Source organism: Micromonospora sp. WMMD1128, assembly GCF_027497235.1.
Taxonomy (GTDB): domain Bacteria; phylum Actinomycetota; class Actinomycetes; order Mycobacteriales; family Micromonosporaceae; genus Micromonospora.
Map to the genome: position 1 here is coordinate 5996466 of NZ_CP114902.1, position 22744 is coordinate 6019209.

21 protein-coding genes are annotated in these 22744 nt (G+C 71.4%); 4 read left to right on the forward strand and 17 right to left on the reverse strand.

Translation table 11 applies throughout. From position 1 onward, the window contains the following. Positions 1–35: 35 nt before the first annotated feature. The 3 genes from O7602_RS27060 (at position 36) to rarD (ending at position 2028) form a co-directional block, all read left to right on the forward strand. Positions 36–422 (forward strand): phage holin family protein, encoded by a 387-nt coding sequence (locus tag O7602_RS27060; protein ID WP_281585421.1) that lies wholly within the window; start codon positions 36–38, stop codon positions 420–422. A gap of 151 nt (positions 423–573) precedes the next feature. Continuing rightward, complete coding sequence (locus O7602_RS27065) at positions 574–1005, forward strand: GNAT family N-acetyltransferase (protein WP_281585422.1); 432 nt, start codon at positions 574–576, stop codon at positions 1003–1005. A gap of 51 nt (positions 1006–1056) precedes the next feature. Next, entirely contained in the window at positions 1057–2028 is a 972-nt protein-coding gene (rarD, locus tag O7602_RS27070; protein WP_281585423.1) for an EamA family transporter RarD, read from the forward strand. Here the strand turns inward: rarD and O7602_RS27075 are convergent. The 3 genes from O7602_RS27075 to O7602_RS27085 form a co-directional block, all read right to left on the reverse strand. Next, on the reverse strand, positions 2013–2702 hold the full coding sequence (locus tag O7602_RS27075) for a zf-HC2 domain-containing protein (protein ID WP_281585424.1): 690 nt from the start codon (positions 2700–2702) through the stop codon (positions 2013–2015). The genes rarD and O7602_RS27075 overlap by 16 nt on opposite strands. Then, the gene (locus O7602_RS27080; RefSeq protein WP_281590559.1) at positions 2699–3193 is read right to left on the reverse strand and encodes a sigma-70 family RNA polymerase sigma factor; all 495 of its coding nucleotides are present in this window, start codon (positions 3191–3193) and stop codon (positions 2699–2701) included. Before O7602_RS27080 ends, O7602_RS27075 begins: the two co-directional genes overlap by 4 nt. 158 nt (positions 3194–3351) lie before the next feature. Beyond that, a complete protein-coding gene (locus O7602_RS27085) occupies positions 3352–4134 on the reverse strand; it encodes an IclR family transcriptional regulator C-terminal domain-containing protein (protein WP_281585425.1) in 783 nt (260 codons plus the stop codon). A 153-nt stretch (positions 4135–4287) separates the two neighbouring features. On the opposite strand from O7602_RS27085, the gene O7602_RS27090 reads away from it, so the two are divergent. Continuing rightward, positions 4288–5511, forward strand: a complete 1224-nt coding sequence (locus O7602_RS27090) for an MFS transporter (protein WP_281585426.1) — start codon at positions 4288–4290, stop codon at positions 5509–5511. A gap of 88 nt (positions 5512–5599) precedes the next feature. Here O7602_RS27090 and O7602_RS27095 read toward each other — a convergent pair whose 3' ends face one another. From O7602_RS27095 to O7602_RS27160, 14 genes are all read right to left on the reverse strand, one after another. Beyond that, positions 5600–6640, reverse strand: a complete 1041-nt coding sequence (locus O7602_RS27095) for a polyprenyl synthetase family protein (protein ID WP_281585427.1) — start codon at positions 6638–6640, stop codon at positions 5600–5602. A gap of 90 nt (positions 6641–6730) precedes the next feature. Beyond that, a complete protein-coding gene (gene nuoN / locus O7602_RS27100) occupies positions 6731–8284 on the reverse strand; it encodes an NADH-quinone oxidoreductase subunit NuoN (RefSeq protein WP_281585428.1) in 1554 nt (517 codons plus the stop codon). 64 nt (positions 8285–8348) lie between these two features. Further along, positions 8349–9881: an NADH-quinone oxidoreductase subunit M gene (locus O7602_RS27105; RefSeq protein ID WP_281585429.1), complete on the reverse strand. Its 1533-nt coding sequence runs from the start codon at positions 9879–9881 to the stop codon at positions 8349–8351. A gap of 64 nt (positions 9882–9945) precedes the next feature. Further along, entirely contained in the window at positions 9946–11871 is a 1926-nt protein-coding gene (nuoL, locus tag O7602_RS27110; RefSeq protein ID WP_281585430.1) for an NADH-quinone oxidoreductase subunit L, read from the reverse strand. Between the two features lie 10 nt (positions 11872–11881). Further along, positions 11882–12181, reverse strand: coding sequence for an NADH-quinone oxidoreductase subunit NuoK (nuoK, locus tag O7602_RS27115; RefSeq protein ID WP_089154544.1), 300 nt, complete (start codon positions 12179–12181; stop codon positions 11882–11884). Between the two features lie 55 nt (positions 12182–12236). After that, complete coding sequence (locus O7602_RS27120; RefSeq protein ID WP_281585431.1) at positions 12237–13007, reverse strand: NADH-quinone oxidoreductase subunit J; 771 nt, start codon at positions 13005–13007, stop codon at positions 12237–12239. After that, positions 13004–13645 carry an NADH-quinone oxidoreductase subunit NuoI gene (gene nuoI / locus O7602_RS27125; protein WP_281585432.1) on the reverse strand — a complete coding sequence of 214 codons (642 nt, stop codon included), beginning with the start codon at positions 13643–13645 and terminating at the stop codon, positions 13004–13006. Before nuoI ends, O7602_RS27120 begins: the two co-directional genes overlap by 4 nt. Before the next feature lies 1 nt (position 13646). Next, a complete protein-coding gene (gene nuoH, locus O7602_RS27130) occupies positions 13647–15002 on the reverse strand; it encodes an NADH-quinone oxidoreductase subunit NuoH (RefSeq protein ID WP_281585433.1) in 1356 nt (451 codons plus the stop codon). Continuing rightward, complete coding sequence (locus O7602_RS27135) at positions 14999–17482, reverse strand: NADH-quinone oxidoreductase subunit G (protein ID WP_281585434.1); 2484 nt, start codon at positions 17480–17482, stop codon at positions 14999–15001. Before O7602_RS27135 ends, nuoH begins: the two co-directional genes overlap by 4 nt. Continuing rightward, positions 17482–18798 (reverse strand): NADH-quinone oxidoreductase subunit NuoF, encoded by a 1317-nt coding sequence (gene nuoF / locus O7602_RS27140; protein ID WP_281585435.1) that lies wholly within the window; start codon positions 18796–18798, stop codon positions 17482–17484. The genes O7602_RS27135 and nuoF overlap by 1 nt, the downstream gene beginning before the upstream one ends. Continuing rightward, a complete protein-coding gene (gene nuoE, locus O7602_RS27145; RefSeq protein WP_281585436.1) occupies positions 18795–19961 on the reverse strand; it encodes an NADH-quinone oxidoreductase subunit NuoE in 1167 nt (388 codons plus the stop codon). The genes nuoF and nuoE overlap by 4 nt, the downstream gene beginning before the upstream one ends. Beyond that, positions 19958–21283, reverse strand: a complete 1326-nt coding sequence (locus O7602_RS27150) for an NADH-quinone oxidoreductase subunit D (protein WP_281585437.1) — start codon at positions 21281–21283, stop codon at positions 19958–19960. Before O7602_RS27150 ends, nuoE begins: the two co-directional genes overlap by 4 nt. Before the next feature lie 55 nt (positions 21284–21338). Further along, on the reverse strand, positions 21339–22070 hold the full coding sequence (locus O7602_RS27155) for an NADH-quinone oxidoreductase subunit C (RefSeq protein ID WP_281585438.1): 732 nt from the start codon (positions 22068–22070) through the stop codon (positions 21339–21341). Further along, a complete protein-coding gene (locus tag O7602_RS27160; RefSeq protein ID WP_281585439.1) occupies positions 22067–22744 on the reverse strand; it encodes an NADH-quinone oxidoreductase subunit B in 678 nt (225 codons plus the stop codon). The genes O7602_RS27155 and O7602_RS27160 overlap by 4 nt, the downstream gene beginning before the upstream one ends.

The window sequence follows — 22744 nt, forward strand, 5'->3', positions numbered from 1 at the left end:
TCCGCCCGTGGAACCGGCGTGGCACGATCCCGGCCATGGATTTTCTGAAGGGCCTTCTGATCCGGGTGGGCACGACGGCGGTGGCCTTCTGGCTCGCCACCCTGCTCATCCCGGGCATCACGCTCGACTCGGACTCGGCCACCGAGACGGTGACCACCCTGGTGCTCGTCGCGGTGATCTTCGGCGTGGTGAACGCGGTGCTCCAGCCGATCATCAAGACCGTGGGGTGCGGCTTCTACCTGCTCACCCTCGGCCTGATCGCGCTTGTGGTGAACGGCCTGCTCTTCCTGCTGACCAGTTGGATCGCCGGAGAGGCCGGGCTGCCGTTCCACGTCGACGGGTTCTGGCCGGCGGCGGTGCTGGGCGCGCTCTTCGTCGGCATCGTCACCTGGATCCTCGGCGCCGTCCTCGACCGCGACTGACGGTCCCGGTCGGTCGCCGGTACCTGCGATCCGGCGACCGACCGGCCCGGCCACCGACCGGTCCGGCGCGCGGGCGGTCCAACGGGCGGGCGGTCCAACGGGCGGGAATTGGCAGGTGTCCGGCGCGGGGAGCGGCACTACGCTCGGCCGGGTGTTCACCCTGACCCGCGCGGACGGCTACCAGCTCAGCACCGACCCGGGCCGGCTCGACCTCGCCCGGGTGCACACCTGGCTCGCCAGGGACGCCTACTGGGCGCTCGGGCGGGACCGGGAGACGGTCGAGCGCGCGTTCGCCGGATCGATCGGCTACGGCGTCTACCGGCCCGGCGACGACCGGCAGGTGGCGGTCGCCCGGGTGGTCACCGACCGGGCCACGTTCGCCTGGCTCTGCGACGTCTACGTGGAACGGGCCGAGCGGGGTCGCGGGTTGGGCACCTGGCTGGCGGCCGGCGTCCGCGACCACACGGCCGAGCTGGGCGTACGCCGGATCCTGCTGGCGACGCTCGACGCGCACGGGGTGTACGGCAAGCTCGGCTTCCAACCCGTCGCGGCGGACCGTTACCTGGAGCTGGACCAGCGGTGACGCCGGTCACCGGAAAGGACCAGTAACGCATCGACCGCTTACGGTGGACGGGTGAACCAGCTCCGCCTCGGCTACCTGTACGGCATCGGCGCGTACCTGCTCTGGGGTTTCTTCCCGATCTACCTCAAGCTGCTCCGCCCGGCCGGGCCGGTGGAGATCCTCGCGCACCGGATCATCTGGTCGGTGGCGTTCGTGGCGCTGCTGCTGGCGGCCATGCGGCACGTCGGCTTCCTGCGGACGCTGGCCCGACGACCCCGGGCGCTGGCCGGCATCACGCTCGCCGCCGCGCTGATCGCGGTCAACTGGGGCACCTACATCTACGGCGTGACCTCCGACCGGGTGGTGGAGACCGCGCTCGGCTACTTCATCAACCCGCTGGTATCGGTGCTGCTCGGCGTCGTCGCGCTGCGCGAACGGCTACGCCCGGCGCAGTGGGGGGCGCTCGTCGTCGGCGCGCTCGCGGTGGCGGTGCTCACCGTCGACTACGGGCGGCTGCCCTGGCTGGCGCTCACCCTCGCGTTCAGCTTCGCCGGCTACGGCCTGGTCAAGAAGCGGCTCGGCCTGCCCGCCGTCGAGGGACTCTTCGTCGAGTCGGCGGTGCTGGCGCTGCCCGCCCTGGCCTACCTGGCCTGGCTGTCGACCCGCGGCGACTCGACGTTCGGCCACGTCTCGGCCGGGCACACGGCGCTGCTGGTGCTGGCCGGCGCCGCCACCGCGATCCCGCTGCTGCTCTTCGCCGGCGCGGCGAACCGGCTGCCGCTGTCCACCCTCGGCATGTTGCAGTACCTGGCGCCGATCCTCCAGCTCGGCTGCGGCGTGCTGATCTTCCACGAGCCGATGCCCCCGGCCCGGCTGGCCGGTTTCGCCCTGGTCTGGCTCGCCCTGGCGGTCTTCACCGTGGATGCGCTGCGCCACGCCCGCCGCACCCGCGCCGCCGCGCGGGCCGCCGCCCTCATCCCCGCCCCAGTTCCGCCCATCAGCGCGCGACAGAGGGGTGTGGGGGACCGTCAGCGGAGATCGTAGGAGAGGACCGGGGCGTCTTCGCCGCGCATCAGGTCCAGGCGGACCAGTTCGCCTTTCGTGAATCGGGTGACGCCGGAGAAGCGCAGGTCGTCGCCGGGGGCCGCCAGCCAGGAGCCGATCTGCTCGGTCGCGCCGTCCGGGCCGTGCGCCACCAGCCGGAACGTGTACGCCTCGCGGTGCCCGGCCCGCCGGTCGTAGCCGCAGTGCATGGTGACCTCGGTGCCCCACGGCGTCTCGGTCAGGCCCACCTCGGCGTGCACCGGCACCGTCCCGGCCACCGGCCGCATCGAGGTGAGCGCCACCGGCCGGGTGGCCGGCTCCGCGGGCGGTCGGAACACGGTCACCCCGACGCCGGCGAGCACCGCGAGCGCGGCGGCGGCGAGCGCGGTCAGCGCGTACCGCCGCCGGGAGCGGGACCGGTCGCGGCGCCGCCGCTCCCGCGCGGCGTCGAGCAGCGCGGGCACCCGGGAGGTTTCCGGCCCGACCTCAAGGAACTGTTCCAGCCCGGCCGGGTCGAGACGGCCCAGCAGGCCGGGGAGTACGGCGATCTCGGCCACCGCCTCCCGGCAGGCGGCGCAGCCGGACAGGTGCCGTTCGTAGGCGACCCGGTCGGCCGGGGCGAGGGCGCCCAGCACGTACGCCCCGTCGTCGTGCGCGAACTCGCAGCGGGTCATCCGGTCACCCCCATCTCGGCCAGCACCAACCGTAGTGAGCGCAGCGCATAGTGGGTGCGCGACTTCACCGTGCCCGGCGGCACGCCCAGCCGGGCCGCCGCCTCCGCCACCGACCGGCCCTGGTAGAAGCACTCGACCAGCACCTCGCGGTGGGTCGGGCTGAGCCGGTTGAGCGCCTCGGCCACCGTCCACGCCTCCACCGCGCGCTCCGTCTCGTCGACCGTCTCGGCGGTTTCCGGCAGTTCGTCGGTGTAGACCTCGCCGACCCGGGCGGAGCGGCGACGCCAGGCGTCGATGGCCAGGTTCCGGGCGGTGGTGAAGAGCCAGGCGCGGACCGAGCCGCGTCGCGGATCAAGTGACTCGGGGTGCCGCCAGGCCCGCAGGAGCGTCTCCTGCACCAGGTCCTCGGCCCGCGGCCGATCGCCGTTGACCAGTCTCAGGGCGTGCGCGTACAGCGCGTCGGCATGTTCGTCGTGCAGCGCGCGCAGCAGTTGGGCGTCGTGGTCACTGATGGCGGTACCTCGCTTCCGGCGGCGGGAGACCGGGGGTTACGTCCGCCCTTCCAGGCGTTGCGTCCGCCCTTCCATACGTGCGGTGACGCCGAACGGTTCAGCCGCAGGTCGGGCCGAGCCCGCGCGCCGCGGCCGTTCTAGTGTTCGGTGGCGATCCCGTCGGCGATCGCCCGGGCGGCGGTGAGCAGCTTCGCCCGGACCACCCGGGCCGAGGTCATCATCTCGCTGGCCGGCAGCGCGCAGGCAAGCACCACCCGGCGCTCGATGTCCTTGTCCGGGGCGACGAGGACCGCTGCGCACGCCACGCCCTGCCGGAACTGGCCCAGCTCCAACTGCATGCCGCGCCGGTCACCGGCGGCCAGGTCGGCCTCGAACGCCTCGACCGAGGTGAGGGTGGCGGTGGTGAACGGGCGCATCCCGTACTCGCGCAGGTAGCGGAAGCGTTGCTCGGCGGTGAGCGTGGCGAGCAGGCTCTTGCCGAGCGCGGTGGCGTGCGCGCCCTCGTCGAAGCCCGGCACCATCTCCTCCAGGTAGGGCGAGCGCGGCCCCTCGGCGCAGGCGGTCACCGCCACCTGCCCGCCCACGAAGCGACCGAGGTAGTGGCTCCAGCCGGTGTCCGCCGCGGCCCGGCGCAGCGCCTCACCGACGGCGGGCGGACCCCGGAACGCGGTGACCAGCTCGCGGTAGCGGTCGGCGATCTCCAGCCCGACGATGTAGGTGCCGTCCTCGCGTCGGATCACGTAGCCCTCGTACGCCAGCGTCCGCACCAGGTGGTAGGTGGTGGCGACGGTCAGCTCGCAGCGTCGGGCGATCTGCTTCACGGTCAGGCCCCTCGGCGCACGGCCGACCGACTCGAGCACTCGAAGCGCCCGAGAGACGCTCCGGATCAGATCCGAAGGTTCCGCCAAGGGGTCGCGCACAACCACCTCCGCCGCCGGGGACATACACCATATGAAAAAGAGGCCGAGTGCGAAATGCCTGTTCGGGTGGAGGATGCCAGATCGGCGGACACAGAACGTGCTCCGACAGACACGATCAGCAGCGAAAACTCAGCCGGCGTAGGTTTGCCGACGATGACCGAAACAATTTCACGATCCGGCCCTACGGTGCCGAGGCGCGCGGTCCGGGTCGGCGCCGGCGCCACCGCCACCACGATCGCCTGCGTCCTGCCGGTCTTCCTGGTCGGCGGCCTGGCCGTGCAGCTCGGCGACGAACTCGGCTTCAGCCCGACCGGGCTGGGCCTGGCCGTCTCGGTCTACTTCGGCATCAGCGCGCTCGCCTCGGTGCCCTCCGGCGCCCTGGTCGAGCGGTACGGACCGACCCCGATCGCCCGCGCCGCCATCGGGCTCTCCGCCGGCTCGCTGCTGGCCGTGGCGGGCCTCGCCCGGTCGTACCCGGTGCTGGTGGCGCTGCTGGCGCTCAGCGCCGCAGCCAACGCCCTCGGCCAACTCGCCAGCAACGCCGTGCTGGCCGAGCACGTGCCCGCCCACCGGCAGGGGCTCTCCTTCGGCGTGAAGCAGGCCGCCATCCCGGTCTCCACGCTGCTGGCCGGCGCGGCGGTGCCCACCGTCGCCCTGACCGCCGGCTGGCGCTGGGCGTTCGTGGCCGCCGCCGCAGCCGCGTTGGCCGCGCTCCCGGCCGTACCTCGATCCGGCCGGGACCGCCGCACCCGCACCGCCTCCGCCGGACGGGGCGGCGGCACGGCCGCGCTCGTGGTGGTCGGGCTGGCCGCGACGCTCGCGGCCGGCGCGGCGAACGCGCTCGGCACGTTCCTGGTCGACTCGTCGGCCGCCCGCGGGCTCTCCCCCGGGCTCGCCGGCCTGACCCTGACGCTCGGCAGCGCGGTCTGCGTGGCGGCGCGGGTGGGCGTCGGCTGGCTCGCCGACCGGCGGACCGGCGGGCACGTCGTGGTGGTCGCCGGGCTGCTGGTGGCAGGTTCGGTGGGGCTGGTCCTGCTCGCGGTGGCCGGCACCGCGCCGCTGGTCGTGGGCGTGGTGCTCGGCTTCGGTCTGGGCTGGTCGTGGCCCGGGCTGTTGAACTTCGCCGTGGTCCGGCTCCACCCACAGGCCCCGGCCGCCGCCACCTCGATCACCCAGACCGGCGTGTACGCGGGCGGCTGCGTCGGCCCGCTCGGCCTGGGCGCGCTTGCCGGCACGGCCGGCTACCCGACGATGTGGCTCACGGCGGCGATAGCCATGCTCCTGGCCGCCCTGCTCATGCTCCTGACCACCCGCCGCACCCTCTCACCCACCCCGCCCGGCCCGACCTCGCCCGGCCCGACCCCGCGTCGATCATGAGGTTAGCGGCGCGACACGCCGATCCCGAGAGCGCCAACTTCATGATCACCGGGGCCGGAGCCCGGGGGTGGGGGGGGTGGGGTGGGGGTCAGCTTGTGCGGTCGGCTATGTAGTCGCAGAGGGACTCCAGGGCGCGGCGCGCGGGAGTGTCCGGGAGCGGGGCCAGACGGGCGCGGGCGTCCTCGGCGTAGCTGCGGACCGTCTCCCGGGCCCGCTTCAGCGCCGGGGACTCGCGGAGCAGGGTGAGCGCCTCGGCGTGCAGCGCGTCGTCGACGAGCGGGCCGGTGGCCAGGATCTCCCGCAGGCGTACGCTCGCGGCGTCCAGGTCGTCGCTCGCCAGCGCGTAGAGCACCGGCAGGGTGGGCACGCCCTCCCGCAGGTCCGTGCCGGGTGTCTTGCCGGACTGCATCGACTCGCTGGCGATGTCCAGCAGGTCGTCGGAGAGCTGGAAGGCGACGCCGATGATCTCGCCATAACCGGCCAGGGCCTCGACCTGCGCGGCGGGCGCACCGCCGAACATGCCGCCGAAGCGGGCCGAGGTGGCGATCAGCGAGCCGGTCTTCTCGGCGATCACGTGCAGATAGTGGGCGACCGGATCGGTGTCCCGCGGGCCGACCGTCTCGGCGATCTGGCCGTGCACCAGGCGGGCGAAGGTGCGCGCCTGAAGTCGTACCGCCTCCGGGCCCAGGTCGGCCGCGACGTCCGCGGCCCGGGCGAAGAGATAGTCACCGACCAGGATCGCCACCGAGTTGGTCCAGCGGGAGTTGGCGCTCGGTGCGCCCCGCCGCACGGCCGCCTCGTCCATCACGTCGTCGTGGTAGAGCGTCGCCAGGTGGGTGAGCTCCATCACCACGGCCGCCGGCACGACCTGAGCGGTGTCCGGGTCACCGAACTGGGCGCACAACGCCACCAGCAGCGGGCGGAACCGCTTGCCGCCGGCCTCCAGCAGGTGCCGGGCCGCGTCGGTCACCAACGGGTCCGCGCTCGCCACGCTCGCCCGCAGCTCCGTCTCGACCCGGTCGAGCACGCCCAGCACGGAGGCTTCGACGCGCGGGTCGGCGAGGTGCAGGCCGAGCGCGCCGAACTGACCTGAATGCTCGCCAGCCGGGTTCACCACGTCTTCAACCATGCCACACCCGTTCGACAGGCCCGGTGAGGGGGATACGGACCGGGGGCCGGCACGCCACGGCGTGCCGGCCCCCGGGTGGAACCGCCTCTGTCATCTGACGAATTCGGCCGCGCCCGTGGTGAGGTCGAGCAACGGGCCGGGGACCACGCCGAGAACAAGCGTGGCGAGCACGCCGATGACGAGCGCCGCCGAGGTGAGCGCGCCCGGCACGGTCACCGTCGGGGTCGCCTCACCCGGCTCGGAGAGCCACATCATCACCACGACCCGCAGGTACGGGAAGGCCAGCACCATGCTGGTGAGCACGCCCGCGATCACCAGCCAGGCCTGGTTCGCCTCCAGCGCCGGAGCGAAGACCGCGAACTTGCTGGTGAACCCGCTGGTGAGCGGGATACCGGCGAAGGCCAGCAGGATGAACGTGAAGATCGCCGCGAAGAACGGCGAGCGTCGGCCCAGCCCGGCCCAGCGGGACAGGTGGGTGGCCTCGCCGTCGGCGTCCCGCACCAGCGTCACCACGGCGAACGCGGCGAGCACCGAGAAGCCGTACGCGGCCAGGTAGAACATCGTGCCGGAGAGCCCCTCCTTGCTCGGGGCCAGCACGCCCACCAGCAGGTAGCCGGCGTTCGCGATCGACGAGTAGGCAAGCAGCCGCTTGATGTCCGTCTGGGTCACCGCCAGCACGGCGCCGACCAGCATGGTCAGCACCGCCACCACGCCGATCACCGGGGTGAAGTCCCAGGAGGCCCCGGCGAACGCGACGTGGAACACGCGCAGCAGCGCGCCGAACGCGGCGACCTTGGTGCAGGCGGCCATGAAGCCGGTCACCGGCGTCGGCGCGCCCTGGTAGACGTCCGGCGTCCACACGTGGAACGGCGCGGCGGCGGCCTTGAACAGCAGGCCGATGGCGAGCAGCGCCATGCCGGCGAAGAGCAGCACCTGGCTGGACGCGGACTCACCGACCGCGGCGTGCACGGTGGCGAAGTCGACGCCCGCGCCACGACCCGGGATCCCGGCCGTGAAGCCGTAGATCAGGGCGACGCCGAACAGGAAGAACGCCGAGGCGTACGCGCCGAGCAGGAAGTACTTCATCGCCGCCTCCTGGCTCAGCAGCCGCCGGCGACGGGCCAGCGCGCAGAGCAGGTAGAGCGGCAGGGAGAAGACCTCGAGCGAGATGAACATGGTCAGCAGGTCGTTCGCCGCCACGAAGATCAGCATGCCGCCGATCGCGAACGTCATCAGCGGGTAGACCTCGGTGGTCCCACCGAGCCCCTCGGCCTGCTTCCGGTCCTCCGGCGACTCGGCGGTGACCGCGGCGTGCGCCACGAACGCGCCGCCCCGCTCCACCGTGCGCTCACCGACGAGCAGCAGCGCCATCGCGGCCAGGACCAGGATGGCGCCCTGGAGGAAGAGCGTCGGCCCGTCCACCGCGAGCGCCCCGCCGGCGGTGATCAGCCGGTCGTCGGCGTTCAGGATCACCATGGTGATCGCGCCGAGCACCGCCACCAGGGCGAGCGCGAGCTGCACCGCGTTGCGCAGGCGACGCGGCACGAACGCCTCGACCAGGACGCCCAGCAGGGCGACGCCCAACATGATCAGAATGGGAGCGAGCGCCGCGTAGTCGATCGACGGCAGCTTGAGCTCGGTCATTGGCAGTGCCGCCTTTCGTTCGCGACTGCGGGGCTCACTCGCTCCGCTCGTTCACTCCTCGCGCTCACCGGGCTGCCTCCTGGACGCTGCCGACCTCAGGGGCGGGATCGGATTTGCCGACGTCCTGCATGGTCGCCTGGACGGCGGGGTTGATGACATCGGTGACCGGCTTGGGATAGAAGCCGAGCAGCACGATCAGCGCGATCAACGGCGCCACCACCACCTTCTCGCGCAGGCTGAGGTCCCGACGCATGCCCTCGGACTCGGCCAGCGCCGGGTTCAGCGTGCCCTGGGTGGTGCGCTGCACCATCCACAGCACGTACGCCGCCGCCAGGATGATGCCGACGGTGGCGATCACCGCGACCGGCTTGTTGACGGTGAACGTGCCGATCAGCACCAGGAACTCGGACACGAACGGCGCGGTGCCGGGCAGCGCCAGCGAGGCGAGACCGGCGAAGAAGAGCACGCCGGCCAGCACCGGCACCAGCTTGCCCGCCCCGCCGAAGTCGCTGATCAGCGACGAGCCGCGCCGGGCGATGAGCATGCCGACCACCAGGAAGAGCAGGCCGGTGGCGAGCCCGTGGTTGAGCATGTAGAGCACCGCGCCGGTGCCGGCCTGCGTGGTGAAGGCGAAGATGCCCACGCCGATGAAGCCGAAGTGCGCGATCGAGGTGTACGACACCAGCCGCTTCAGGTCCTTCTGCCCGACCGCCAGCAACGCGGCGTAGATGATGCCGATCACGCCGAGCGCCAGCGCCCACGGCGCGAACCAGCGCGACGCCTCCGGGAACAGCGGCAGGCAGTAGCGCAGGATCCCGAACGTGCCGACCTTGTCCAGCACGCCGACGAGCAGCGCTGCCGCGCCGGCCGGAGCGGCGCCACCGGCGTCCGGCAGCCAGGTGTGGAACGGGAAGAACGGCGCCTTGATCGCGAAGGCGAGGAAGAAGCCGAGGAACAGCCAGCGGGCCGTGTTCGTGGCGAACTCCGCCTGGCTCAGCGCCTGCCAGTCGAAGGTCTTCCCGCCGACCACCCAGAGCCCGATCACCGCGGCGAGCATGAACAGACCGCCGACGAGCGAGTAGAGGAAGAACTTCACCGCCGCGTACTGCCGCTGGTGGCCGCCGTAGCTGCCGATCAGGAAGTACATCGGGACCAGCATGACCTCGAAGAACACGTAGAACAGGAAGACGTCGGACGCGGCGAAGACGCCGATCATCGTGCACTCGAGGACGAGCAGCAGCGCGAAGTAGACCGGCACCGAACGCTTCGACGACTCGGCGTCGTGCCACGACGCCAGGATCACCAGCGGCACCAGGATCGCGATCAGCATCAGCATGACGAGCGCGATGCCGTCGACCTCGAAGGTGAACCGCACGCCCCAGTTCGGGATCCACGCGTACGACTCGCGGAACTGGAACCGGTCACCGCCGGCGGAGAAGGCGAACCACATCACCACCGAGAGCACAAGCACCAGCAGCGACCAGCCGAACGCCACCAGCTTGGCCAGGTCCGGCCGCTTACGTGGCAGCAGTACCACCACCAGGGCGCCGACCAGCGGCGCCACGGTCAGCACCGAGAGGAACGGGAAGTTGGACATTATTCGGCCTTACCTCCGTCGTGACTGCGTGGCCCGCCGGCGGGGGCGGCCGCGTTGAGGTCGATCACGCCAGCCACCCCGCCTGCACCGCCAGGAAGGCCGCCACCACGAGCAGCGCGCCGGTCAGGATCGAGGTCGCGTACGACCGCACGAAGCCGGTCTGGAGCCGCCGGAGCCGGCCCGAGCCCCCGCCCACCGCGGCGGCGAGGCCGTTGACCAGCCCGTCGACGCCCCGGTTGTCGAGGAACACGAGCGCCCGGGTGAGGAAGATGCCCGGCTTCTCGAAGACCGCCTCGTTGAAGGCGTCCGTGTAGAGGTTCCGGCGCGCGGCGGTGACCGCCACGCCGGCCGGCTGCGGCTCGGTGGCCGTGCCGTTCCGGAACAGGAACCAGGCCAGCCCGGCGCCGAGCACCGTCACCAGGAGCGAGAGCGTGGTGATCAACCAGTGCGCGAGGACCGCCTCGTGGCCCTCCTCCTGGCCGCCCAGACCGGCGGTCGCCTCCAGCCAGTCCGGCACGGACGTGGAGAGCAGGAAGCCCGCCCCGACCGAGCCGATCGCCAGCAGGATCAGCGGGACCGTCATCAGCTTCGGCGACTCGTGCGGGTGCTCGATGTCCTCGGTCCAGCGGGCCGGCCCGTGGAAGGTGAGCACGAAGAGCCGGGTCATGTAGAACGCGGTGAGCCCGGCGCCGATCAGCGCCGCCATGCCGAACAGCCAGGCCGTCCAGCCCTCCCGCTCGAAGGCGGCCACGATGATCGGCTCCTTGGAGAAGAAGCCGGAGAAGGGGAACATGCCGATGATGGCCAGCCAGCCCATCATGAACGTCAGCCAGGTGACCTTCATGTACTTCGACAGGTTGCCGAAGCGGCGGATGTCCACCTGGTCGTTCATGCCGTGCATGACCGACCCGGCGCCGAGGAACATGTTTGCCTTGAAGAAGCCGTGCGCCAGCAGGTGCACGATGGCGAGCGCGTACGCCGCCCCGCCGAGCCCGACGCCGAGGAACATGTAGCCGATCTGGCTGACCGTGGACCAGGCCAGCACCCGCTTGATGTCGTCCTTGGCGGCGCCGATGACGCAACCCATCAGCAGGGTGAGCGCGCCGACGCTGACCACCACGAGCTGGAGCGTCTCGTTGGCCGAGAAGATCGGGTTGGAGCGGGCGATCAGGTAGACGCCGGCGGTGACCATGGTGGCCGCGTGGATGAGCGCGGAGACCGGGGTCGGGCCCTCCATCGCGTCCGGCAGCCACGCCTGGAGCGGGAACTGGCCGGACTTGCCGGCGGCGCCCAGGAGCAGCAGCAGGCCGAGCACCAGCACCGTGGTGGAGGTCAGCGAGCCGACCCCGTTGAACACCTCGTCGTACTGGGTGGTACCGAGCTGGGCGAAGAGGACGAAGATGCCGATGGCCAGGCCGGCGTCGCCGACCCGGTTCATCAGGAACGCCTTCTTGCCGGCGGTGGCCGCGCTCGGCCGCCCGTACCAGAAGGAGATCAGCAGGTACGACGCCAGGCCGACGCCCTCCCAGCCGAAGTAGAGCATCACGTAGTTGTTGCCGAGCACCAGCAGCAGCATCGCGGCGACGAACAGGTTGAAGTAGCCGAAGAACCGCCGCCGGCCCTCGTCGTGCGCCATGTACTCCACGGCGTAGAGGTGGATCAGGAAACCCACCCCGGTGATCAGCAGGACGAACACCGCGGCCAGCGGGTCGAAGAGCAGACCGAAGTCCACCTTCAGGTCGCCGACGGTGATGAACTGCCAGAGGCTGGACTGGACCTGCTTGTTCTCCAGGCCGCGCAGCTGGAAGAAGTAGGTCAGCCCGAGCACGAACGCGGCACCGATGGCGGCCACGCCCAGCCAGTGACCCCAACGGTCCGCCCGCCTGCCGAGCAGCAGCAGGACCGCCGCGCTGACCAGCGGGATCGCCACCAGCAGCCAGACGCTGCCCAGCAGGCCATCCGCAGTAGCGAATTCCACAGTCTGTTCCACCGCAGACCCCTCAGTACTTCAGCAGGTTGGCGTCGTCGACGCTGGCCGAGCGCCGGGTCCGGAAGATCGCCATGATGATCGCCAGCCCGACCACGACCTCGGCCGCCGCCACCACCATCACGAAGAACGCCATGATCTGGCCGTTCAGGTCACCGTTGATCCGGCTGAACGTGACCAGGGTCAGGTTGGCCGCGTTGAGCATCAGCTCGACGCACATGAACAGCACGATCGCGTTGCGCCGGACCAGCACGCCGACGGCGCCGATGGTGAACAGCACCGCCGCGAGGATCAGGTAGTAGTCCGGCGTCACCGTGCTGTCCTTTCGTTCGCGACTGCGGGGCTCCGCTTCGCTGCACTCCTCGCGCTCACCGATCCGTACCCTTCAGCGTGGTCTCCTCGGCCGTCATCTCGCGCACCGGCATGATCTCCGAGATGCCACGGTCGGTCAGCCGGCCGTCCGGCAGGCGGGCCGGCGTGGCCACCGAGGAGGAGGTGGCGAAGACGCCCGGGCCCGGCTTCGGGCCGGGGTAGTTGCCCGGACGGAACCGCGCCTTCATGGTGGCGACCTGGTCCATCCGGTCCTCCCTGCGCCGCTCGACGTGCGCCAGCACCATCGCGCCGACCGCGGCCGTGATCAGCAGCGCCGAGGTCAGCTCGAAGGCGAAGACGTACTTGGTGAAGAGCAGCCGGGCGATGCCCTGCACGTTGCCCTCGGCGTTGGCCTGGTCGAGCCCGGCCGCCCGCACGCCGTCGAGCGCGCGGTAGAGCCCGGTGCCGACCAGACCGGCGAAGCCGAGGCCGAGCACCACCGCGGCGACCCGCTGGCCGCGCAGCGTCTCGATCAGCGAGTCGGACGCGTCCCGGCCGACGAGCATCAGCACGAACAGGAAGAGCATCATGATCGCGCCGGTGTAGACGATGATCTGCACCATGCCGATGAACGGCCCGGCCTGGAGCACGTAGAACACGCCCAGGCAGAGCATGGTCAGCACCAGCCAGAGCGCGGAGTGCACCGCGTTGCGGGCCCACACCATGCCGAGCGCCCCGATCAGGGCCAGCGGGGCGAGGATCCAGAAGGTGACCTCCTCACCCCCGGACACCTGGCCCGCCGCGGCGAGCACCGTAGAACTGGTCATGCCCCTGCTCCCTTGCCCGCCTCGGACCGCTGCGCGGCCTGCTCGGCGCCGGGGAAGGTCACGCCGGGGTGCTCCTCCACCTGGTACCGGCCCGGGCCCATCGGCGAGTGCTCGGCGCCGGCCGAGGTGCCCGGGTTGGTGAGCGCGCCGACGTAGTAGTCCTTCTCGCTGTCGCCCAGCCGCATCGGGTGCGGCGGCTGCTCCATGCCTTCGAGCAGCGGCGCGAGCAGCTGCTCCTTCGTGAAGATCAGGTCCTGCCGGTTGTCCCGGGCCAGCTCGTACTCGTTGCTCATGGTCAGCGAACGGGTCGGGCAGGCCTCGATGCAGAGCCCGCAGAAGATGCACCGGGCGTAGTTGATCTGGTAGGTGCTGGCGTACCGCTCACCCGGGGAGAAGCGCTCCTCCTCGGTGTTGTCGCCGCCCTCCACGTAGATCGCGTCGGCCGGGCAGGCCCAGGCGCACAGCTCGCAGCCGATGCACTTCTCCAGCCCGTCCGGGTGCCGGTTGAGGATGTGCCGCCCGTGGTAGCGCGGCGCCGAGACCGGCGGCTTGAACGGGTAGTCGGTGGTGACGACCTTCTTGAACATGTGCGAGAAGGTGACCCCGAAGCCCTTGAACGTTCCGGTGATCGCGCCCACGTCACACCTCCCTGGACTCGGAGCCGGCGACGACGTTCGCCGGCTCCCGCTCGGCGACCACACGCCTGGTGCGCGGGCTCGGCGGAACCTGAAGATCCATCGGTGGCAGCGGGAAGCTGCCGTACGGCCGGTTGTCCGCCTGTTCCTGCGGCGACGGCTTCGGCTGCTTCTTCCGGCTCGGCCAGAAGAGCGTGGCCAGCAGCAGCACGCCCGCGCCGATGGCGGTGACGAGCAGCCGGTCCTTCGTCTGCCAGTCCTCGATCGAGCGGAGCCCGGCGAGCACCAGGATCCAGACCAGGTTGATCGGCAGCAGCACCTTCCAGCCGAAGCGCATGAACTGGTCGTACCGGAGCCGGGGCAGCGTGCCGCGCAGCCAGACGAACACGAAGACCAGCAGGATCACCTTGCCGAAGAACCACAGCATCGGCCACCAACCGTCGTTGGCGCCCGCCCACAGCGTGATCGGCCAGGGGGCCCGCCAGCCGCCGAGGAACAGCGTGGTGGTGACCGCGGACATGCTCACCATGGCCACGTACTCGGAGAGCATGAAGAGCGCGAACTTCAGCGAGCTGTATTCGGTCATGAAGCCGGCGACCAGCTCCGACTCCGCCTCCGGCAGGTCGAACGGCGCCCGGTTGGTCTCGCCGACCATGGAGATGAAGAAGATGATGAAGCTGGGCAGCAGCAGGATCGCGTACCAGCCCGGGGTGGGCAGCTCGAACCCGCCGAGGCTCAGCCGGGTGCCGTCACCCTGCGCGGCGACGATCCCGCTCGTCGACATCGTGCCGGCGGTCATGAACACGGCCACGATGCTGAGCCCCATGGCGACCTCGTAGGAGATCATCTGGGCGGTGGAGCGGAGGCCGCCGAGCAGCGGGTACGTCGAGCCGGATGCCCAGCCGCCGAGCACGACGCCGTAGACGCCCATCGAGGAGCAGGCCAGGATCACCAGCACCGCCACCGGCACGTCGGTGACCTGGAGCGGCGTCCAGTGGCCGAAGATGCTCACGCTCGGGCCGAACGGGATCACCGACAGCGCGGTGACCGCGGAGATCACCGAGATGGTCGGCGCGAAGAAGAAGACCACCTTGTCGGCGGCGCGCGGGAGGATGTCCTCCTTGAACGCCATCTTCAGGCCGTCGGCGAGCGTCTGGAGCAGGCCGAACGGGCCGACCTGGTTCGGGCCGGGCCGGACCGCCATCCGGCCGACCACCCGCCGCTCGAACCAGACGCCGAGCAGCGTGGCCAGCAGGCCGAAGGCGAACGCGAAGACGATCTTCCCGAGGACCAGCCACCACGGGTCCTTGCCGAAGTCCGCAAGCGTCGGGTCCTGCGCCGCGAGGTAGACCGCGTTCACTGGGTTGCACCCCCTGCGTTGAGGAGCGGACCCGGCCGCGCGGCGGCGTCCGCGGCGACGGGCGCCGCGGTCACCGTCACGACATGACCGGACGTCGCGCCGAGGCTGCGCCGCACGGTCGAGCCGGGTGAGTTGGTCGGCAGCCAGACGACGCCGTCCGGCATCTCGGTGATCGCCGCCGGCAGGGTGACCGCGCCGCGGTCGGTGCCGACCGTGACCGGGTCGCCGTCGGCCACGCCGAGCGCCTCGGCGGTGCCCTTGCCCAGCCGGACCACCGGCGGGCGGGCGGTGCCGGCGAGGTGCTCGTCGCCGTCGGTGAGGCTGCCCAGGTCGACGAGCTGGTGCCAGGTCGCCAGCACGGCCTCGCCCGGGCCGGGCTGCGGCACGGCCGCCGGCTCGACCGAGGGCGCGGACGGCCGATCCATCCGGGTACGCGGCAACGCGCCCAACTCCCGGCGCACGCTCGTCACGTCACCGGCGCCGAGCCGCACGTCGAGCTGCGCGGCGATCGCGTCGAGCACCCGGCCGTCCGTCATCGCGCCGGTCTCCAGCACCCGCTCGAACGTGCGCAGCCGGCCCTCCCAGTCGAGGAAGCTGCCGGCCTTCTCGACCACCGGGGCGACCGGGAAGACCACGTCGGCGCGCCGCGCCACCGCGCTCATCCGCAGCTCCAGGCTGACCAGGAACGGCACCGCGTCCAGGGCCGCCTCGGCCCGGCGCGGGTCGGCCAGGTCGGCCGGGTCCACCCCGGCCACCACCAGGGCGCCGAGTTTTCCGTCGACAGCCGCCGCGAGGATGCCGTCGGTGTCGCGGCCGGCCTGGCTCGGGATCACGCCGGCCGGCAGATCCCACGCCTCGCCCAGCTCCGCGCGGGCCGCCGGCTCGGTGACCACCCGGCCGCCGGGCAGCAGGTTGGGCAGGCAGCCCGCGTCGACCGCGCCGCGGTCACCCGCGCGCCGCGGCACCCAGGCCAGCCGGGCGCCGGTACGCCGGGCCACGTCCGCCGCGGCGGACAGGCCGCCGGGCACCGCGCCCAGCCGCTCGCCGACGATCAGGATCGCGCCGGGTTGGCCCAGCGCCTCGGCGACGGTGGCGTGCTCGGCCAGCACGCTCGCCTCCTCGCCGGGCACGACCCGGGCCAGCTTCGCCCCGAGCTTCTCCAGGCCGCGGGTGGCGAACGGCGCGATCGCGTACACCGTGAGCTTCTTCTTCAGGTACGCCTTGCGCAGCCGCAGGAAGAGGATCGGGCACTCCTCCTCCGGCTCCAGGCCGACGAGCACCACCGCGGGCGCGTCCTCCATGTCGGCGTAGGTCACGTCGGTGACCCCGGCGACGCTGCTGGCCAGGAAGTCGGCCTCCTCGCGGGAGACCGGGCGGGCCCGGAAGTCGATGTCGTTGGTGTGCAGCGCGACCCGGGCGAACTTGGCGTAGGCGTAGGCGTCCTCGACGGTGAGCCGGCCGCCGGTGAGCACCGCCGTGCCGGTCGCGCCGTCGCGGGCCGCGCGCAGCCCCTCGGCGGCCCGGGTGAACGCCTCGCTCCAGGACGCCTCGCGCAGCTCACCGGTCTTCTCGTCCCGCACCAGCGGGGTGGTGAGCCGGTCGAACGCGCGAGCGTACTGGAAGCCCCAGCGGCCCTTGTCGCAGTTCCACTCCTCGTTCACCGCCGGGTCGTCGCCGGCCAGCCGGCGCAGCACCTTGCCCCGCCGCCAGTCGGTGCGCTGGGCGCACCCGGCCGAGCAGTGCTCGCAGACGCTCGGCGAGGAGACCAGGTCGAACGGGCGGGACCGGAACCGGTACTGCGAGCCGGTGAGCGCGCCGACCGGGCAGATCTGCACGGTGTTGCCGGAGAAGTACGAGTTGAAGGGAACGTCCCCCTCGTCGCCCTCCTCCCCGTACGCGTCGTCCCGGTAGATGTTGATCTCCTCGTGCGAGGAGCGTCCCATCAGGTCGATGAACTTGTCGCCGGCGATCTCCTCGGAGAACCGGGTGCACCGCTGGCAGAGCACGCACCGCTCGCGGTCGAGCAGCACCTGGGTGCTGATCGGCAGCGGCTTCGGGTACTCCCGCTTGTGCTCGTGGAACCGCGAGTCCGTCCGGCCGGTGGACATCGCCTGGTTCTGGAGCGGGCACTCGCCGCCCTTGTCGCACATCGGGCAGTCCAGGGGGTGGTTGAGGAGCAGCAGCTCCATCACCCCCTCCTGGGCCTTCTTCGCGACCGGCGAGGTGAGCTGGGTCCGCACCACCATCCCGTCGGCGACGGTCTGGGTGCAGGAGGCGACCGGCTTGCGCTGGCCCTCCACCTCCACCAGGCACTGCCGGCAGGCGCCGGCCGGGGCCAGCAGCGGGTGGTCGCAGAAGCGCGGGATCTCGGTGCCCATCTGCTCGGCGACCCGGATCAGCAGCGTTCCCTTGGGCGCGGTGACCTCGACCCCGTCGATGGTCAGCGTGACGGTCTCGGTCTGCTTGGCTACGTCCGTCATCAGTGGGCTCCCACCAGCTGCTTGTCCGACAGCTTCGGCGCGGTACGTCCCTCGATGTAGTCGAGGTAGTCCTGCTTGAAGTACTTCAGCGACGAGGTCACCGAGCTGGTCGCACCGTCACCCAGGCCGCAGAACGAGCGGCCGAGGATGTTGTCGCAGGTGTCGAGCAGGGTGTCCAGGTCCTCGTGGGTGCCCTGGCCGGCCAGGATGCGCCGGTAGACCCGGACCATCCAGTAGTTGCCCTCCCGGCACGGGGTGCACTTGCCGCACGACTCGTGGTGATAGAACTCCAGCCACCGGTAGGTCGCGTACACCGGGCAGTCCTGGTCGGAGAAGATCTGGGTGGCCGTGGTGCCCAGGATCGAGCCGGCCGCCGCCACCCCCTCGAAGTCCAGCGGCACGTCCAGGTGCTCGGCGGTGAGCAGCGGCGTCGAGGAACCGCCCGGGGTCCAGAACTTCAGCTCGTGCCCGGGCTTCATCCCGCCGGCCAGCTCGATCAGCTCGCGCAGCGTGATGCCCATCGACGCCTCGTACTGCCCCGGCTCGGCGATCCGGCCGGAGAGCGAGTAGATCATCGGACCGGACGACTTCTCCGTGCCCATGGTCTTCCACCAGTCGACGCCACCGAGCACGATGTACGGCACGCTGGCGATGGTGCCGACGTTGTTCACCACCGTCGGGCTGGCGTACAGGCCGTGGGTCGCCGGGAACGGCGGGCGCAACCGGGGCTGCCCCCGGAAGCCCTCAAGCGAGTCCAGCAGCGCGGTCTCCTCGCCGCAGATGTACGCCCCGGCGCCGGAGTGCACCACCAGCTCCAGGTCGAACTTCGAGCCGAGGATGTTGCGGCCGAGGTAACCCTTGGCGTACGCCTCGGCGACCGCGCTGCGCAGCCGGCGGGCCGCGTGCACGGCCTCGCCGCGGATGTAGATGTACGCCCGGTTGGCCCGGATCGCGTACGAGGCGATGATAACGCCCTCGACGAGCGAGTGCGGGTCGTGGGTCATCAGCGGCAGGTCCTTGCAGGTGCCCGGCTCACCCTCGTCGGCGTTCACCACCAGGTAGTGCGGTTTCCCGTCGCCCTGCGGGATGAAGCCCCACTTGAGACCGGTCGGGAAGCCCGCGCCGCCCCGGCCGCGTAGCCCCGAGTCCTTGATCAGCTGGATCAGGTCGTCCGGGTGCGCCTTGAGCGCCTTGCGCAGGGCGGCGTAGCCGTCCAGCTTCTCGTAGGTGCCGAGCCGCCAGGCGTCCGGCGACAGCCAGCGCTTCGTGAGCACCGGCGTGAGCTTGGCCAGCGTCTCCGGCCGAGGCGTGGTCACTTGCGGACCCCCGTTCCGTTCGCGTCCGCCGGGTCGGCGCCGTCGGCGTCCGTACCGGCCTCGGCGTCCTTGAGGTTGCGCTCCTGCGCGCCGGCGTCGTCGCCGGCGGGCTTGCCGTCGCCGGCCGGCGGGTTGGCCGCCACGCCGGCCGCCTCCGCCGCCCGCGCGTCGCGGGGCGCCGGTGCGGGGCCGTCCACCGGGACCTTGGTGCCCGGTGCGTCCGCCACCGCGGTCCGCGCGTCCGGCTGCCGGGTCTCGGCGGTACGCAGCTGCGGCGACTTGTCGTCCGGCGCCTTCACGTCCGGGGCGGTGCTGCCGCTGGCCGCCGCGGGCGTCGCCGGCTCGGCCGCACCCGCGTTGCCGGCGGTGTCGGCCTTGGCGGTCGGGTCGGCCTTGGCCGGCTCGGCTGCCTTCTCCGGGGCGGGGGCCGGCTTCTCGGCCTCGGCCTTCGCCTTCGCTTCGGCGGCGGCCCGGTCGGCCTCGGCCTTGCTGCGGATCGGCGTCTTCGGGTCGTAGCCCGCCACCGCGATGCCGTGCTGCTCGGCCAGGCGCAGGCCGCGCAGGCTCGGCTCGCCCGGCCCGCCGTCGGCGACCGCGTCGTCCCGCTCGTCGGCGAACCCGGCGAGCTGGACCGCCATCTCCTTCAGCGTGCAGAGCCGGGCGCCCCGGGTCGGCATCGGCCGGCCGCCTGCCTGCAACTCCTGCACCACGCCGAGCGCGCCCTGCGGCTCGACGTTGTCGAAGAAGTCGTAGTTGACGGTCATCACCGGGCCGTAGTCGCACGCCGCCAGGCACTCGGCGTGCTCCAGGGTGATCTTCCCGTCGGCCGTGGTCTCCTCGTGCCCGACGCCCAGGTGCTCGGCGAGCGTGTCGTAGACCACCTGCCCGCCGAGCACGTCGCACATGGTGTTGGTGCAGACGCTGACCAGGTAGTCGCCGGTGGGCTTGCGCTTGTACATGGTGTAGAAGGTGGCGACCGCGCCGACCTGCGCCTTGTTCAGCCCGAGCACCTCGGCACAGAACTCGACGCCGGCCGGGGAGACGTAACCCTCCTCGGACTGGACCAGGTGCAGCAGCGGCAGCAGTGCCGAGCGGGACCGGTCCGCCGGGTACCGGGCGATGATCTCGCGCGCCCGGGCGCGGGTCGTTTCGGTAAAGCTCATCGGTCACAACCACCCATCACGGGGTCCAGCGAGGCGCCACCGGCGATCACGTCGGCGATCAGGCCGCCTTCGGCCATCGCCGGCAGGGCCTGGAGGTTGACGAAGCTCGGCTCCCGGTAGTGCACCCGGTAGGGCCGGGTGCCGCCGTCGGACACCGCGTGCACGCCCAGCTCGCCGCGGGGCGACTCGATGCCGACGTACACCTGGCCCGGCGGGACCCGGAAACCCTCGGTGACGAGCTTGAAGTGGTGGATCAGCGACTCCATCGACTGACCCATGATCTTGGCGACGTGCTCCAGCGAGTTGCCCATGCCGTCGACGCCGATGGCGAGCTGCGCCGGCCAGGCGATCTTCTTGTCGGAGACCATCACCGGGCCCGGCTTCAACCGGTCCAGCGCCTGCTCGACAAGCTTCAACGACTCGCGCATCTCGGCCAGCCGGACCAGGTAGCGGCCCCACACGTCACCGTCGGTGTGGGTCGGCACGTCGAACTCGTACGTCTCGTACCCGCAGTAGGGCATGGTCTTGCGCAGGTCCCAGGCGAGCCCGGCCGAGCGGAGCACCGGGCCGGTGATGCCGAGCGCCACGCAGGCGGTGGTGTCGAGCACCGCCACGTTCTGGGTGCGCTCGATCCAGATCGGCTGGCCGGAGAGCAGGTTCTCGTACTCCTTGAGCTTCTTCGGCATCAGCGCCAGGAAGTCGCGGATCTTGCGGATCGCGTCGTCCGGCACGTCCTGCGCCACGCCGCCCGGCCGCACGTACGCGTGGTTCATCCGCAGGCCGGTGATGGTCTCGAAGATGTCGAGGATGTACTCCCGCTCGCGGAAGCCGTACAACATCATGTTGATCGCGCCCAGCTCCATGCCGGTGGTGGCCAGCCAGACCAGGTGCGAGGAGATCCGGTTGAGCTCCATCATCAGCACGCGGATGGTGGTGGCCCGCTCGGTGATGTCGTCGGTGACGCCGAGCAGCTTCTCCACCGCGAGCGCGTACGCCGTCTCGTTGAAGATCGGCGAGAGGTAGTCCATCCGGGTCACGAACGTCGAGCCCTGGACCCAGTTGCGGTATTCCAGGTTCTTCTCGATGCCGGTGTGCAGGTAGCCGACGACCGAACGGGCCTCGCGGACCGTCTCGCCCTCCAGCTCCAGGATCAGCCGGAGCACGCCGTGCGTGGACGGGTGCTGCGGACCCATGTTGACGACGATCCGCTCGTCGTTGATCGGGTCGGTGCCGGAGACGACCTGGTCCCAGTCGCCACCGGTGACGGTGAAGACCTTGCCTTCGGTGGTCTCGCGCTCGGTCGCGTAGTTCGACGTGGTCACAGTGCCAACCCTCCGTTCGCGACTGCGGGGCTCCGCTTCGCTGCACTCCTCGCGCTCACTGGTACGACCGCCTCTTGTCCGGCGGCGGGATCTCGGCGCCCTTGTACTCCACCGGGATGCCGCCCAGCGGGTAGTCCTTGCGCTGCGGATGCCCCTCCCAGTCGTCCGGCATGAGGATCCGGGTCAGGTTGGGGTGGCCGTCGAAGACGATGCCGAACATGTCGTACGTCTCCCGCTCCTGCCAGTCGGCGGTCGGGTAGACGGCGGTGACGCTCGGCAGGTGCGGGTCCTCGGCGGAGACCGCGGCCTCCAACCGGACCAGCCGCCGGTAGGTCATCGAGGTGAGCTGGTAGACCACGTGCAGCCGACGACCGTCGGCGCCCAGGTAGTCCACCCCGGACACGGACGAGCACAGCTCGAAGCGCAGCGACAGGTCGTCGCGCATCACCTGGCAGACCTCGGCGATCCGCTCCGGCCGCACGTGCAGGGTCAACTCGCCCCGGTCGACCACGACCTTCTCGATCGCGTCACCGAACTGCGGGTACGCCTCCTCCAGCGCGTCCCGCACCTCGTCGAAGTAGCTCCCGTACGGGCGGGCGGCCTCCTCGATCGGCCGGCGCGGGCGGACCAGGCCGCCGTAACCGGAGACGTCGCCGGTGCCCTGGTTGCCGAACATCCCGCGCCCGGCGGGGCTGGCCGGCGGGTATTCCGCGGGCGCGGTGCCACTGGCGCCGACCGGGGTGGTGGGTACCGGGACCCCGCCGTCGTTGGTCCGGTCGTCGGTCACTTCGGGCCCCCCTGCGTCTGGAGGTGGTTCTGCGCGTTCATCCAGTTCTCAATCCGCAGCTGCTCCTCGCGCCCCTCGCGGACGGCCTTCGTCCACTCGGCGCGCCGGGCCTTGTCGTTGCGGTACGACGAGGGCATCGAGCCGTACGGCACGACCGGCACGTCACCGCGCGCCTTGCGGGCCTCGAGCATCTTGCGGCCGTTGGGGCCCAGCGGCTCGTACATGATCTTTTCGCGGAGCTTGAGCACGGCGTCGATGAGCATCTCCGGCCGGGGCGGGCAGCCGGGGAGGTACATGTCGACCGGGACGACGTGGTCCACGCCCTGCACGATGGCGTAGTTGTTGAACATGCCGCCGCTGCTGGCGCAGACGCCCATCGAGATGACCCAGCGGGGCTCGGCCATCTGGTCGTAGATCTGCCGCAGCACCGGGGCCATCTTCTGGCTGACCCGGCCGGCCACGATCATCAGGTCGGCCTGCCGGGGCGAGGCGCGGAAGACCTCCATGCCCCACCGGCCCATGTCGTAGTGCGGGCCACCCGCGGCCATCATCTCGATGGCGCAACAGGCCAGGCCGAAGGTGGCGCCCCAGACGGACGACTTCCGCGACCAGTTGACCAGCTTCTCGACGCTGGTGAGCAGGACGCCGGAGGGAAGCTTCTCCTCGATGCCCAT